This is a genomic window from Oceanobacillus sp. CAU 1775 (genome assembly GCF_054482815.1).
On the sequence record NZ_JBTLRO010000004.1, the window covers coordinates 201988 to 215978 of the forward strand.

Annotated in this window: 20 protein-coding genes and 1 other annotated feature; of the genes, 13 read left to right on the top strand and 7 right to left on the bottom strand. The window is 34.8% G+C overall.

What is annotated here, in order from left to right; all coding sequences use genetic code 11:
- Nucleotides 1-179: 179 nt before the first annotated feature.
- Nucleotides 180-1421 (bottom strand): hemolysin family protein, encoded by a 1242-nt coding sequence (locus ACXYMZ_RS08905; protein ID WP_458948039.1) that lies wholly within the window; start codon nucleotides 1419-1421, stop codon nucleotides 180-182.
- 276 nt (nucleotides 1422-1697) lie between these two features.
- Between ACXYMZ_RS08905 and ACXYMZ_RS08910 the strand changes: the two genes are divergently transcribed.
- Together ACXYMZ_RS08910 and ACXYMZ_RS08915 are read left to right on the top strand one after the other, a co-directional pair.
- A complete protein-coding gene (locus tag ACXYMZ_RS08910; RefSeq protein WP_458948040.1) occupies nucleotides 1698-2654 on the top strand; it encodes an NAD(P)H-dependent flavin oxidoreductase in 957 nt (318 codons plus the stop codon).
- A gap of 11 nt (nucleotides 2655-2665) precedes the next feature.
- Nucleotides 2666-2935, top strand: coding sequence for a UPF0223 family protein (locus ACXYMZ_RS08915; RefSeq protein ID WP_458948041.1), 270 nt, complete (start codon nucleotides 2666-2668; stop codon nucleotides 2933-2935).
- A 42-nt stretch (nucleotides 2936-2977) separates the two neighbouring features.
- Here ACXYMZ_RS08915 and ACXYMZ_RS08920 read toward each other — a convergent pair whose 3' ends face one another.
- On the bottom strand, nucleotides 2978-3595 hold the full coding sequence (locus ACXYMZ_RS08920) for a YktB family protein (protein WP_458948179.1): 618 nt from the start codon (nucleotides 3593-3595) through the stop codon (nucleotides 2978-2980).
- A 250-nt stretch (nucleotides 3596-3845) separates the two neighbouring features.
- Here ACXYMZ_RS08920 and ACXYMZ_RS08925 point away from each other — a divergent pair, with 250 nt between their 5' ends.
- The gene (locus ACXYMZ_RS08925; RefSeq protein WP_458948042.1) at nucleotides 3846-4043 is read left to right on the top strand and encodes a hypothetical protein; all 198 of its coding nucleotides are present in this window, start codon (nucleotides 3846-3848) and stop codon (nucleotides 4041-4043) included.
- 128 nt (nucleotides 4044-4171) lie between these two features.
- Complete coding sequence (locus tag ACXYMZ_RS08930) at nucleotides 4172-4978, top strand: inositol monophosphatase family protein (RefSeq protein WP_458948043.1); 807 nt, start codon at nucleotides 4172-4174, stop codon at nucleotides 4976-4978.
- Nucleotides 4979-4991: 13 nt separating this feature from the next.
- Here ACXYMZ_RS08930 and ACXYMZ_RS08935 read toward each other — a convergent pair whose 3' ends face one another.
- Nucleotides 4992-5162: a DUF5325 family protein gene (locus ACXYMZ_RS08935; RefSeq protein ID WP_458948044.1), complete on the bottom strand. Its 171-nt coding sequence runs from the start codon at nucleotides 5160-5162 to the stop codon at nucleotides 4992-4994.
- A gap of 124 nt (nucleotides 5163-5286) precedes the next feature.
- Nucleotides 5287-5417: a sequence feature (ribosomal protein L20 leader region), on the top strand.
- Nucleotides 5418-5488: 71 nt separating this feature from the next.
- On the opposite strand from ACXYMZ_RS08935, the gene infC reads away from it, so the two are divergent.
- The 5 genes from infC to ACXYMZ_RS08960 all read left to right on the top strand — a co-directional run bounded on the left by infC (nucleotide 5489) and on the right by ACXYMZ_RS08960 (nucleotide 7724).
- Nucleotides 5489-5995, top strand: coding sequence for a translation initiation factor IF-3 (infC, locus tag ACXYMZ_RS08940; protein WP_458948045.1), 507 nt, complete (start codon nucleotides 5489-5491; stop codon nucleotides 5993-5995).
- Nucleotides 5996-6079: 84 nt separating this feature from the next.
- Nucleotides 6080-6274: a 50S ribosomal protein L35 gene (gene rpmI / locus ACXYMZ_RS08945; RefSeq protein ID WP_458948046.1), complete on the top strand. Its 195-nt coding sequence runs from the start codon at nucleotides 6080-6082 to the stop codon at nucleotides 6272-6274.
- 53 nt (nucleotides 6275-6327) lie between these two features.
- Nucleotides 6328-6687: a 50S ribosomal protein L20 gene (rplT, locus tag ACXYMZ_RS08950; RefSeq protein WP_458948047.1), complete on the top strand. Its 360-nt coding sequence runs from the start codon at nucleotides 6328-6330 to the stop codon at nucleotides 6685-6687.
- Nucleotides 6688-6750: 63 nt separating this feature from the next.
- Nucleotides 6751-7020 carry a DUF1294 domain-containing protein gene (locus ACXYMZ_RS08955; protein WP_458948048.1) on the top strand — a complete coding sequence of 90 codons (270 nt, stop codon included), beginning with the start codon at nucleotides 6751-6753 and terminating at the stop codon, nucleotides 7018-7020.
- 122 nt (nucleotides 7021-7142) lie between these two features.
- On the top strand, nucleotides 7143-7724 hold the full coding sequence (locus ACXYMZ_RS08960; protein ID WP_458948049.1) for a TVP38/TMEM64 family protein: 582 nt from the start codon (nucleotides 7143-7145) through the stop codon (nucleotides 7722-7724).
- 23 nt (nucleotides 7725-7747) lie between these two features.
- Here the strand turns inward: ACXYMZ_RS08960 and ACXYMZ_RS08965 are convergent, their stop codons facing one another.
- Nucleotides 7748-8140 carry a sigma-w pathway protein ysdB gene (locus ACXYMZ_RS08965; RefSeq protein ID WP_458948050.1) on the bottom strand — a complete coding sequence of 131 codons (393 nt, stop codon included), beginning with the start codon at nucleotides 8138-8140 and terminating at the stop codon, nucleotides 7748-7750.
- A 191-nt stretch (nucleotides 8141-8331) separates the two neighbouring features.
- Between ACXYMZ_RS08965 and ACXYMZ_RS08970 the strand changes: the two genes are divergently transcribed.
- Nucleotides 8332-8817, top strand: coding sequence for a dUTP diphosphatase (locus ACXYMZ_RS08970; RefSeq protein WP_458948051.1), 486 nt, complete (start codon nucleotides 8332-8334; stop codon nucleotides 8815-8817).
- Nucleotides 8818-8906: 89 nt separating this feature from the next.
- Nucleotides 8907-9992, top strand: a complete 1086-nt coding sequence (locus ACXYMZ_RS08975) for a M42 family metallopeptidase (protein ID WP_458948052.1) — start codon at nucleotides 8907-8909, stop codon at nucleotides 9990-9992.
- Nucleotides 9993-10032: 40 nt separating this feature from the next.
- Here the strand turns inward: ACXYMZ_RS08975 and ACXYMZ_RS08980 are convergent, their stop codons facing one another.
- The 3 genes from ACXYMZ_RS08980 to sspI all read right to left on the bottom strand — a co-directional run bounded on the left by ACXYMZ_RS08980 (nucleotide 10033) and on the right by sspI (nucleotide 11745).
- On the bottom strand, nucleotides 10033-10668 hold the full coding sequence (locus tag ACXYMZ_RS08980) for a lytic transglycosylase domain-containing protein (RefSeq protein ID WP_458948053.1): 636 nt from the start codon (nucleotides 10666-10668) through the stop codon (nucleotides 10033-10035).
- Nucleotides 10669-10954: 286 nt separating this feature from the next.
- Nucleotides 10955-11434, bottom strand: coding sequence for a DinB family protein (locus ACXYMZ_RS08985; protein WP_458948054.1), 480 nt, complete (start codon nucleotides 11432-11434; stop codon nucleotides 10955-10957).
- Nucleotides 11435-11523: 89 nt separating this feature from the next.
- Entirely contained in the window at nucleotides 11524-11745 is a 222-nt protein-coding gene (sspI, locus tag ACXYMZ_RS08990; protein WP_458948055.1) for a small acid-soluble spore protein SspI, read from the bottom strand.
- 128 nt (nucleotides 11746-11873) lie between these two features.
- Here sspI and ACXYMZ_RS08995 point away from each other — a divergent pair, with 128 nt between their 5' ends.
- The gene (locus tag ACXYMZ_RS08995; RefSeq protein ID WP_458948056.1) at nucleotides 11874-12611 is read left to right on the top strand and encodes a TrmH family RNA methyltransferase; all 738 of its coding nucleotides are present in this window, start codon (nucleotides 11874-11876) and stop codon (nucleotides 12609-12611) included.
- Nucleotides 12612-12945: 334 nt separating this feature from the next.
- Complete coding sequence (gene pheS, locus ACXYMZ_RS09000) at nucleotides 12946-13980, top strand: phenylalanine--tRNA ligase subunit alpha (protein ID WP_458948057.1); 1035 nt, start codon at nucleotides 12946-12948, stop codon at nucleotides 13978-13980.
- Nucleotides 13981-13991 lie beyond the last annotated feature (11 nt).

Consider the following 13991-nt stretch of genomic DNA (forward strand, 5'->3'; position numbering starts at 1 on the left):
CTTGTAATATTTCTAGGTGTTGCTATGACCGACTTAGAGCTTAGTTTCTATAAAAAAATCAATGAATGTGTAAAAAGTATAGAAAAGCTCTAGTAGAATTAACACCTAAGTATGCAGACTCTCAGATTAAATTTATCAGTGGAATCATGGATAGGCGAAAAGTAAAAAGAGGAAGTCTACTAAGAGACATCCTCTTTTTTATTAATTTCAACGAGATTAATTTTTCGTTCGTTTGCACTCAATATTTTAAATTCTAGATTCTCATAAGTGAATGCATCACCGGTTTGCGGTAGGTAGTTAAACATCGTGAGAATAAATCCAGCCAAACTATCAGCATCTTCCGGAATGTTTGTTTGAAAGACATTATTTAGTTGATGTAAGGATAGTTTTGCATCACAAACTATCTTTGTCCCTGTATTTTTAATAATTAATGAATTATGCTCATCCAATTCATCCTCAATATCTTGTCCAATCATCGTTTCAATTAAATCCTCATGAGTAATTAAGCCTTCTGTACCACCATACTCATCTAAAACGATTGCGATATGCTTCTGTTCCTGCATCATTCGCTTAAATACTACATCAATCGAGTTAAATTCAAAAACATATAATGGATCCATATCTGCATATTCCCGAATGCTCTTTTCGGGATTTTGCGCCCAAGCAAGCATTGCTTTTGAATGAAACACTCCTACAAGATGATCCACATCTTTATCGTAAATAGGATAACGCGTGTAACGATTAGATAATACAAACTCATATGCTTCCTCATAAGTTGTATGTATAGAGAGAGATTGCATGTCAATACGATGTGTTTTTAAAACGTCAGCGATATTTAAACTTTTAAAATCTAATACAGACTTTAGACGACTCATCTCGTCACTTTTAAACGTTCCTTCTGTATGTGCAATATCTACCATTGCGCGCATCTTTGCCTTAGAAATTGTTATTTGCTTACCATCATCTTGCCCGAGAAGCTTGATTGTTGTTCTTGTCAGTAGGTTCAAAGCCCAAATGAAAGGTTTCAAAATCTGAAGAATAATCATTGTCGGGTAATAGACAATATGAGCAATTCGCTCTGGAAACGCTGCCGCAACGGACTTCGGCATAACTTCTGCAAAAATGATAATTAATACTGTCAATATGGCTGTCGTAATTGCTAAGTTCCATTCATACTCAAGTGCTACAATCGTCACAAGTGAGGGTAGAACAATGTTAGGTACATTGTTTGCAATTAATATCCCAGGGATAAATAAATCAGGATTATTGACCAATTTTAATAAGCGTTCTGCTTTTTTGTCACCATTTGCAGCTTTAAGTTGTAGCTTCATTTCGTTTGTTGCAGTCAAGGCTGTTTCACTTCCAGAAAAATAACTAGATGCGATAAATAATAAAATAATGCCTACAATTAATAAGGTCAAACTCCTTCACCCACTCTAATATATTGTTATCCATCAATTTTCCTACAAGAAACTTGAATATGCAAGTAAGTTAATCTAACTTTCTATTGACTTAGATATCGTTAGTAAAAAGATTAAAATCAGATTAGTATAGAAGTACCTTGTTCTGTAAGATAGAAACATCAAATAAAGATATGAGTTGTTTTCTCTTTTCCTTTACTCATACTATTTTATTAACAGATTGAAGAAACTAATGCTAAACTAGTGTTAGAGAAATGTTGGAGAGGGGATAGGGCAATGACTTTTGAAACAAGGGTTACAAAATTATTAGGAATTAAATATCCAATTATTCAAGGTGGATTAGCTCATCTTGCATACTCAGACTTGGCTGAAGCAGTTTCAAATGCAGGTGGTCTAGGACAAGTAACGGCAATGTCACTCGATTCACCTGATGCGCTACGTGAAGAAATAAGAAAGATGAAAGCGATGACAAACAAACCATTCGGTGTGAATTATGCGATTGGCCAACATGGCAGACCTTTTGAAGAAATGGTTGAGGTAGCGATCGAAGAACAGGTTCCAGTTATTTCTGTTACTGGTGGAAATCCAAAAGGTGTATTGGATATGGTTAGCGGACATAATATGAAGAAACTCGTTTTAGTTGCAGCACGTAGACAAGCAGAAAAGGCTGAAGAATTAGGGGCTGATGCTGTGATGGTTGTTGGTCAAGAAGGTGGTGGCCATCTTGGGCGCAGTGATGTAGGTACTTTTATTCTAACTCCGCAAGTAGTTGATAATGTGTCAATCCCTGTCATTGCATCAGGTGGAATTGTAGATGGTCGAGGTTTAATGGCTGCACTTAGCTTTGGTGCAGAAGGTATTGAAATGGGTACAAGGTTCATCGCAACAAAAGAAAGTCATGCCCATCAAGGTTATAAACAAGCCATTTTAGATGCTAATGAAGAAGACACAGTTGTAATCAAGCGAAGCATTGGTGCTCCAGCAAGAGTACTTAAAGGGCCTTGGGCAGATAAAATCTTAGAAATTGAAGAACAAAACCTCGGATACGAAGCCCTGAAAGATTACATAAGTGGCAAAGTAAATAATCAATATATTTTAGAAGGTGATGATACGAAAGGATTCGGTTGGGCAGGACAGGCTGTTGCGCGAATCCACGATATTCCCACCGTTGAAGAGTTGATTAATAACATTATAAATGAGGCTGAAGAAATCCGAAATAAATGGTCAAAATGAGGTGAAGATTTATGGCGTATCAATATCCAATAGATGAAAGTTGGTCAACAGAAGAAATCGTTGATGTCGTTCAATTCTTTTCATTGATTGAAAAAGCATATGAATCCAAAGTATTACGTGATGATATCATCGCACTATATCGTCGATTCAAGGAAATTGTTCCTTCAAAAAGTGAGGAAAAGACTTTGTTTAAAGAGTTTGAGCAGTCTTCTAATTATAGTGCATATCTGGTTGTAAAAAGAGCAAGAGAAACAGATGAAAAATATATAAAGATGTATTAAAAGATAAAAACCGATGTGATTAGTTAAATCACATCGGTTTTACTATCTGGAGCGCATTGCTAATTGATAGAAAGGAATCAGATCTTGATATGTATCCTTGATTGTCTTTAAGAGTTTATCGCCGTCCTGCACAATCGGGTCATCAAAATTCAAGACTCTCCCTACTAATAATTCAGCTTTTTTAACATCTCTGAAGCGGTTGAGATGTTTCTCCGAAAGATCATCTAATGAAATAAAATCTTTTTTCATATGATCAAGCGACACTGCAAAATCGTCAGGCAGATCTTTAATATCGTTGTAGCTATCTAGAAAAGCCTTAGCGATATTTTGTTTACTTGGTAATTCATAAATGAGTGCTAACCAAATAAAAAGTCGATCATCAAATAATCCTACTTGAAAATGTGGATGTTTTTTATATCCTCGCTTATTATCGCAAATTGCTAACCAAGTATCATTCGGAGGATTTACAGTTCTTCTTGCATGTCTTGCAATATGTAGATACATTTCATTTCCGAGTTTCATAGATAATTCTTGTGTAAGTTCCTCACCAAGAATTTGAAACTTAGGCTGAATTCGATTTTGAATTGCTTCCATTCGTGCGTCTAATCCATCTATTAAAAATGTATTAAAATCATGTTCAGTAAACCCAGAAAAACCCATACAACTCATCCCTTCTCGAAAATACATTACAATAATAATTATTAAGGAATCACTTTCCTTTGTCAATTTACATGACTTTATTATTTATTTATAAGCTTTTAGAGTTTTCAGATGTTTAAAATTCGTAAATTATGGGAAAAACAAAGATAAGAAATATAAGTTCCGCTTATAAATAGAACTTCCTGTAGAAATCATCATAAACTAAAATAAAGAATAAATCGAAAGCTCTACAATAGAGAGGTGTGATAAAATGAAGTATCTTATGCAGGCAATTGAGAAACAGGAAGCCAAACAGAAGTTGCCAGTTGTTCGAATGGAAATAGATTATGAGTTGATGAATCTTTTTGAGGCGATGCAGGCTGATGATACGACGGAAATCATTAAAGCAAAAGAAAAATTAAAGGCACTACACTATCAACTAACAAAATTAACTGAAGATGAAATTTAAGCTACAGGACTTTATATTTATTTGGGTATCTTTTTGATGGTCAAATAAATATGGAGTCCTTTTATTGTGAATAACCATTCATTTTCTGGTACAATATGAGATAAATTGAAACACTGGGGGAAATAGTATTGGATAACTTAGTTCGTGAAGAAATTTATACAAATGCTAAGCAATGGATTTTAGAAGCAGGGCAGCGAATTAAAGACAAAATGTATGAGCCACATACCATTACTACTAAATCGAATCCAAACGACCTTGTGACAGAAATCGATAAAGATACGGAAATTTATTTCATTTCTAAAATAAAAGAAGCATATCCTAATCATTTAATAATTGGTGAAGAGGGTTTTGGTGATGATGTAGAAAAGTTAGAAGGCATTGTATGGATCATTGATCCAATTGATGGAACAATGAACTTTGTCCATCAGAAGAAGAACTTTGCTATTTCTATTGGAGTTTATGTAGATGGAGTTGGGGAAATTGGATTAATTTATGATGTCATGGCAGATGAATTATACCATGCAAAGCGTACAGAAGGTGCTTTCAAAAATGACATCCGTTTACCGAAACTTCAAATGGATAAGGATTTAAATGAGACGATTATTGCATTAAATCATCATTTTCTCTGTGAAAATCGGATAGTTGATGAACGAGAGATGCAGAAGTTAGTAAAAACTGTCCGTGGTACTCGTACATATGGTTCAGCAGCATTAGAGTTTGCTTATGTAGCAGAGGGAATACTTGATGGGTATTTTTCCATGCGGCTTGCACCATGGGATATTGCAGCGGGTATGGTACTTGTAAATGAAGTTGGTGGTGTGACAACGAACCTGTACGGTGAAAAACCAGAAATGCTTAAAGTTAATACCATTCTTACTTGTAACACTATGTTACAAGGCCAACTATTAAAGTTTATAGAAGAGGGAAGAAAGTGACTGTTGAATAGAGTCACTTTGCTTTTCTTTTCAATGAAATACCGTATCCCATTAAGAAAAATCCTAATACTATAAACAATATAATCAGCCAGACATTACGTAGCGCAATCGCAAATCCAACTGCAATAAACATAGTTACAACTAAAACGGCTAAGATTAAAAATGACCAATTAACATTTTTCATGCAAGCACCTCGACTTTTTAATTCCAATAGTAGTATATAGTATATTAATAAATTTTCCAAGGTTGGTTTGACAAAAAACATATAGAATGCTATACTTTAAAAGTTGAATTAAATAATATGATCTAAAGACAAGTAGAAGCACCCGCTTCTCACCTGTCCAACACTGTTTTAAGTAGTTGGCTGGTTCCTAGAGATATTCTAATATATTTAGGGGACACGTGTGGGTGCAGTAGATACCGACACTTTTTTTTATGTGTAAATAAACCTGTCAATAAAGATCAGAAGTACAAAAATTTTGGAGGTGGCTCGAGATTAGCAAAGATAATATGAATGTTAATGAGAAGATTCGTGCGAGAGAAGTTCGATTAATTGATTCAAACGGTGATCAGCTAGGTGTGAAGACACATCAAGAAGCAATGGAAATTGCACAAACAAGAAATCTAGATGTAGTTTTAGTTGCTCCTAATGCAAAACCACCAGTAGCTCGTATTATGGACTATGGTAAATACCGCTTCGAAATGCAAAAGAAAGATAAAGAAGCGCGTAAAAAACAAAAAGTTATCAATGTAAAAGAAGTCCGTTTTACACCAGGTATTGGCGATCATGATTTTGAAACGAAACTGAAGAACGCTAGAAAATTCTTGGAAAAAGGCGATAAGGTTAAGGTTGCTGTTCGCTTCCGTGGTCGTGCGATTACCCATAAAGAACTTGGTCGTGAAGTGTTAGATCGCTTCGCTGAAGAAGTAAAGGATATTGCAACGGTTGAACAAAAACCTAAAATGGAAGGTCGTAACATGTTTATGATGGTAGTTCCATTAACTGAGAAACAATAACATTCTTATTTAGTAAGATAATTTTAAAGGTGCTTAAGCATTTTTAATAAAATATGTTGTAATTATAGCTTAGGAGGATATGTAATGCCAAAAATGAAAACCCATAAAGGGTCACAAAAACGTTTTAAGAGAACTGCATCTGGAAATCTAAAAAGATCTCAAGCATATACAAGTCACTTATTCGCAAATAAATCTCAAAAACAAAAACGTAAACTAAGAAAAGGTGCTATGGTCTCAGCTGGAGATTTAAGACGCATCGATTCTATGCTACCTAAATAAGTAGTAGTTACGAGAATAAAATTGGAAAGATATAGTACTAGGAGGGAATTAAAATGGCACGTGTAAAAGGTGGAACAGTAACACGCCGTCGTCGTAAACGTATCCTTAAGTTAGCTAAAGGATATTACGGCTCTAAGAGTAAATTATTTAAAGTAGCAAAACAACAGGTTATTAAATCAGGACAGTATGCATATCGTGACCGCAGACAGAAGAAACGTGATTTCCGTAAGTTATGGATTACTCGTATTAATGCTGCAGCACGTTTAAATGAGCTTTCATATAGCAAATTAATGCACGGCTTAAAATTAGCTGGTATTGATATTAACCGTAAAATGCTTTCAGATCTTGCAATCAATGATGCAGAAGCATTTACTCAATTAGCAAACCAAGCTAAAGACGCACTTAAAAAATAACAATTAGGTCGATTCCGTTTGATATGGAATTGACCTTTTTTTACTTTAAGGGGATATAATATTATGGAGAATTCACTTTTTGCATATATTGCTGTAGTAAATATTATTACATTCTATTTAATGCGGATTGATAAACAAAAAGCGATTAAAAATCAATTTAGAATTCCGGAAAGAACATTTTTCTTGCTTTCCATTCTTGGTGGTGCAATCGGTACATATATTGGTATGAAGTTATTTCGTCATAAAACAAAACATGCGAGGTTTACAGTTGGAATTCCTATTTTAATTGTATTAAATATAGGGTTATTTATATACGCTTTCTATAACATGTAATATAAGACTGGCCTTCTTTCATATAGATAAAGTAGCAAGTGATTTGCTGGCAATAGAAAAAGTACATTATTGTTCTTCCTAAACACGTAAAGTATCCTACTAACGAATAGAGGGAGGAAACTATGGAAGCGATTAGCATGAACGTCATAAATTTTATTGAAGTTGGTGGTTTATTTGCACCGCTCCTGTTTATTTGCTTTCATCTTTTAAGGCCATTCCTTTTTATTCCAGTTGTATTCATTTGTATAACAGGAGGAATTTTATTTGGTCCAGTAGCTGGAAGTATTTATTCGCTAATAGGTGTAACCATTTCTAGTATTTTATTTTATGGTATTTACTTTAAATTACCAAATACATCAAAAAGTCTTTCTCGAATAAAAGAGAGGGTGTTAGGAGAACGTAGCGAGCTGACTAAGTCACAAATTATCATTCTAAGATTAATTCCGTTTATTCATTTTCATCTATTATCGCTTTGCCTTATTCAAATCACTTCTGGATTCAAAGACTACGCGAAAGCATCTCTGCTTTCAAATATACCTCTGGCATTTATTTATACTTCAATTGGTGGTACCATTTCTAACCTGTCACCGGTCTTAATTTCTATTATTATGGTACTATTACTACCTATTCTTTACCTTCTAAGAAAAAAAGAAATAATTATAAAATGGAAGGATTTCTTTCCTTTAGCGAGTAACACAAATTAACTCCTATTTGAGTGTATGAAAGCTCACTCAATAGGAGTTAAAATCAGTTGACTTATCGGATGTTTCCATTCAATTCTAGCATGGGGATAGCGCAAAAGTATTTCATTTTCTAAAAAATATAGGTCATCCCGTGTTATCCCGTGCAAATCTATCGGATCCCGAACAGTAACATGTATATTTAGAACTTCAAAAGAATTCTCTGTAGTTCCTACGTATTTTTCCCCTTCAAAAAGACATCCACGATATACAAACTGTAGATTCTTCTTACTATTATTCGCTTCGTCATCAAAGTAAAATGTATTTGTGCTACGAGCTATCCTCATTTTTCTTTCCGAGCTTCTCAAATACTCAACCCATGTATAAATAAGGAGAATTATAGCAAGCAGAATAAGTAATCGAAAAAATAATACGAGCATTTCTATCATCCCCTTGCTTGGTAGTAAAGAAGTATGCATACCTTTTATAACATAAATACAATAAAGTTTGTCACCGATATGCTTGCTGACAACTAAGTTTTCAAAGTATATACTATAATTACGAGGTATCACTACATAAAGTTTCGTTTTATCAAAAAAAATTAATAAACTTTTAAAAGGATGGGAAAAAGATGAACTGGGACAAGCTTTATTCTATGCAAGAGCAGTTAGATTCATATATACATAAGAATCATCAAGTTGAAGGCCAAGATTTATTTAATGAAAGATACTTAGCATTATTAGTCGAACTTGGAGAACTCGCGAATGAAACACGTTGTTTCAAGTTTTGGAGCACTAAAAAAAGAAGTGCTGATGATGTCGTTCTTGCCGAATATGTGGATGGAATCCACTTTTTATTGTCAATTGGTTTAGCGAAAAGTTATCGTTATGAAGATACGAAACTCCAACCAAGTGAATTAAGTGAAACAGAGCAATTTAATAACATATTTTTAAAAGCAGCATTTTTTAAAGAAAATCCAAATAAAGAAAAATATAACGAGTTATTTACCGAGTATCTAAAGCTTGGACAATTGTTAGGCTTTACAGAAGAAGCAATCCAACAAGCATATTTTGTAAAGAATGAAATAAATTTTGAAAGACAGAATAGTGGATACTAAAGGGACAAGTTTTGTTTTTCTAAAATATTACGTTATACTAAAGTAGTCTGAACATTTTCTGAAAGTCTTATATAGAAAGGGAGTAAAAAATGACTAAGTTAGACGAAACATTAACAATGCTAAAGGATTTAACAGATGCTAATGGAATTCCTGGTAATGAACGAGAAGTAAGAGAAGTTTTTGAAAAATACATTACACCATTTGCAGATGAAGTAACTACTGATAATCTAGGAAGTTCGATCGCTAAAAAAGTTGGTGACGAAAATGGCCCTAAAATTATGGTTGCTGGACATCTTGATGAGATAGGTTTCATGGTTACTCGTATAGATGATAAAGGATTTGTATACTTTCAAACAGTTGGTGGCTGGTGGAATCAAGTAATGCTAGCACAACGTGTTACAATTATGAGCGCAAAAGGAAACATTACTGGAGTAATCGGTTCAAAGCCTCCACATGTTTTATCAGCAGAAGCTCGCAAGAAACCTTATGCAATCAAAGATATGTTTATTGATATCGGAGCATTAAGTAAGGCTGAAGCAGAAGAGTTTGGAGTTTCACCTGGTGATTCTGTAGTTCCTTATTTCGAGTTCACACAAATGAAAAACGAAAAAATGTTACTTGCAAAAGCTTGGGACAACCGTATTGGTTTAGCGATTGCAATTGAAGTATTAAAACAATTAAAAGATGTTGATCACCCGAACGTTGTATATGGTGTTGGAACAATTCAAGAAGAGGTCGGCTTACGTGGGGCACGTACAGCAGCACATAAAATCAATCCAGATATCGGATTTGGTGTTGATGTAGGGATTGCTGGGGATACTCCAGGAATTAAACCGCATGAAGCAGACAGTAAACTTGGAGATGGCCCACAAATCGTACTATATGATGCTAGTATGATTTCTCATAAGGGCTTACGTGAGCTCGTTCTAAAAACAGCTGACGAGAAAGAAATACCATATCAATATACTTCGATTGCTGGCGGTGGAACAGATTCAGGTGCGATCCATTTAACAGCAAATGGTGTTCCATCACTTTCTATTACTGTTGCAAGTCGTTACATCCATTCACATGCTGCAATGTTACATCGTGATGATTTTGAAAATGCAGTGAAACTAATTGTAGAAGTAATTAAGAAGTTAGATAATGAAACAGTAAAAGAATTAATTTTAGCATAATAAAAACAGCAAGTTGAATAATATCAACTTGCTGTTTTTTCTATGCTAAATAACTATTCATTACTTTAGTAACGTAATTTCTTGTTTCCGTAAATGGTGGTATACCATTATATCGATCGACGTTACCTGGTCCCGCGTTATAAGCCGCAAGCGCGAGTTCAACATTTTGGTTATATTTATCTAACATTTGTCTTAAATATTTTGTCCCACCAAATACATTTTCTCTTGGGTCATAGGAGTTAACAACACCTAAGCCACGAGCTGTACCAGGCATTAATTGCATAAGTCCCTCGGCACCAGATCTGCTGGTTGCATTTGGATTATAACTTGATTCAGCATTTATTACGGAATGAATCAGTTTTTGATCAATATTGTATACGCTACTCGCTTCGGCAACAATGGAATCAAAAGCTGTCGATTGATTCGGTTGAGTCGTTGTTGGAGATTGCATAAACTGAGCATACGGAAGGGTAGGTACCTGCCCAAATGGGATGCTATTTTCGGTTGGATTAACTGTTTGATTCATTTTGGAAGTTGCTAAGTTTATTTTTTCCTGTAGTAGTTGTTTAAAAGCAAGGTCAGGAAAAGCAGAGCTGTTATTTCCATTTGTAAATCCAGATGTCATCGTGTTCATAGCTTGTAATTGTATCATTTGTTGTAAATCTCTAATTTCCATTATTATCGCTCCTACTTTTACTATTCCTATTTTACAAGAAATGAAAGGTATAATCAAATAAACTTTTGTGAAAGATTTATGAATAGCAGAAATCAAGAGACTTTGTGAAAAATATAAGTCTGGTAGATTTAATAACAATGAAAGGGGGAGAAAATTTAATAATTGTAGAACTTGTAGTTGTTGAGTGATTGGAAAATTTAATACAGTGTTGGGTATGTACTAGAAAGTAAGTCGGGACTGGAATCACTCAGATATAACCTGAATGATAATCCTGTCCCGATTTCAATCATTTTTCCATATCTTCTTTTGTTGGCCCCATAACACCTGGAACTCTTAAGGAAGCTTGGCGCAATAATACCGTCATTTGACCACGATGATGAGTTTGGTGGTCAAGTAGCGTGCGCAAAATTTTCCCTCGAGGTGCAGGAGTCCCATGCATGTCGACATTTTCTTCAAGTGATTCATCTGTAAAATCTTCTTCAACCTTTGTTAGTAACTCTTGACTTACAACTTTATAAGCCTCAACGATTTCACTTGTTTTACTTGGAACATTTTTTAAATCGCCAGGAATATGAATGTCAAGACCTACCAATCCACCGAAATAACTTTGAGCAGTAGTGATATGCCAACCTAGCCATCCTAATGTGCTATGTCCTTTAACAATGGACTGATCTAACTTATCATCAGTCATTGCCTCAAGTATTTGTATTGTCCCATACCGAGCACTTTCCCAATCAGAAACAAAGTCTTTTATCTTTCTATACATCTTTAGCCCTCTTTTCCTTCGTATGATAGCTATAGTTTATCATGAGAAATAGGGTTGCCAAAGAAATTGCACTAATTTACAGATAAATATTAATGCATACTCGCTTGTTTTACTCCTGATTCAAGATAATTGACCATCTCATCTCTTGCTGATGGATCGGATTGTTGCCAAATTAATTCAAATAGTACACCTAGACCAGGTAACATCTTTTCTTCACCATTTTGAATCGCATCAACAATTGTTGCTTCTAATTGTGATTTATCATTTTCAGATATATTACTAAGAATTGCTTTTCGTAAGTTTAAGTCCATTAGTTGTTCCTCCTATTAGTTAGATAATAAACTTAGTTTGACCAAAGCATGGAATAATATGTATGATAGAAAAAGAAAAGAGCTAAAAAACTTACTAATTAAGAATGTAATGATAGAGGATGACAATCTTGATAACATCAATTAAAAATGAAAAAGTTAAAGCATGGAAAAAGCTTCATAAGAGAAAAGGTAGAAATGATGCAAGTGCATTTCTAATTGAGGGCTTGCATTTGGTTGAGGAAGCATGGAAAAATAATGTTGAAATAATAGAAATTATTATGGAAGAGTTTACCGAAGTTCCTGAGTGGGCCAATGACTATTCAGTGGAGATCGTTAGTAAACAAGTATTCCAAGAAGTTTCACAAACGACAACACCACAAGGAATTGCAGCTGTCTTATCAATCCCAGAGGAAGAACAATTAATAGGTAATCATATTTTATTAATTGACAGAATACAAGACCCTGGGAACTTAGGCACTATCATTCGAACAGCTGATGCTGCTGGGATCGACGCAGTTATTTTAGGTGAGGGCACCGTTGATTTGTACAATGACAAGGTTATCCGTGCAACACAGGGTTCTCTTTTCCATGTTCCAATTTACACTGCCGACCTGGGGGAAAAGATTGCAACGTTAAAGGAAGAAGGATTTGAAATTTGGGCGACAGCTTTAGAAGATGCAACACGCTACCAGGACCTTGCGATTCCTAAGAAGGTTGCGGTTCTTTTAGGAAATGAAGGTGCTGGTGTCGACAGTCAGCTATTAAATACTGCTGATAAACGAGTTACTATTCCGATTTACGGAAAAGCTGAATCTTTGAATGTAGCGATAGCGGCAGGGATTTTAATGTATCACTTAAAGAATTAGAGTTGCATCAAATGAGTAAATTATCTATAATGAATATAATTATAATAAAGCTTTGAAAGAGCCTTGTACGATAGTACACAGCAATTCAGGGAAGAGATGTCTTAGACTGTAAACATTTCTATTGTTGTAAGCGTACATTTTCACTCTGGAGCAGACACTTGGACTTTGTTTTATGCAAATAAAGGTGTTCCGGACTCTAATCCGTTATCAAAACAAGTTGGACAGTTTATTTATACTGTCAACAAGGGTGGTACCGCGAAATAATAACCTCGTCCCTTTTTAGGGAGGGGTTTTTTTATTTGTTTTTTTTAACTTATTTAAGGAGGAATAAATGATGAAGGATCAGTTAGAGGCTTTGCAACAAGAGGCTCTGAATCAAATTTCAGAAGTAGAAGAAATGAAAGACCTTCAAGACACACGTGTTGCTTTTTTAGGTAAAAAGGGATCGATTACTCAAGTATTAAAAGGAATGGGTAAGTTATCCCCAGAAGAGCGACCTATCATTGGAGAAGTCGCAAATACAGTACGTAACACAATTACAGAAGCAATCGAAGAAAAACAAAAAGTCCTTGAAGATGCAGCATTAGAAGAGCAGTTAAAAATGGAGACTATTGATGTGACATTACCTGGTCGTAAAGTTAATGTCGGTGGGCCACATTTATTAACAAGTATCGTTGAAGAGATTGAAGATTTATTTATTGGTTTAGGCTATGAAGTGAAAGAAGGTCCAGAAGTAGAAACAGATTATTATAACTTCGAAGCATTAAACCTTCCAAAAGACCACCCTGCTAGAGATATGCAGGATTCGTTTTATATTACAAATGAGTTACTACTAAGAACGCACACTTCACCAGTGCAAGCACGTACAATGCAAGAAGCTAAAGGTGAAAAGCCGATAAAAATCATTTGTCCTGGTAAGGTCTATCGCCGAGATAGTGATGACGCTACGCATTCACATCAATTTACTCAAATCGAAGGATTACTCATTGATAAAAACATTCGTATGAGTGACTTGAAAGGGACCTTGAATATTTTCGCTAAGAAAATGTTTGGAGAAGATCGTGATATTAGACTTCGACCAAGTTTCTTCCCGTTTACAGAACCATCTGTAGAAATGGATATTTCTTGTAAGGTATGTAATGGAGAAGGTTGTAATGTATGTAAAGGAACAGGTTGGATTGAAATTTTAGGTGCAGGAATGGTTCACCCGAAAGTATTGGAAATGGGTGGCTATGATCCGAATGAATATACAGGATTTGCATTTGGAATGGGACCAGATCGTATTGCGATGCTCAAATATGGTGTAGATGACATTCGCAGTTTTTACACGAATGATATTCGTTTCCTAAAACAATATCATCATGCTTAAGGAGGTAGTTA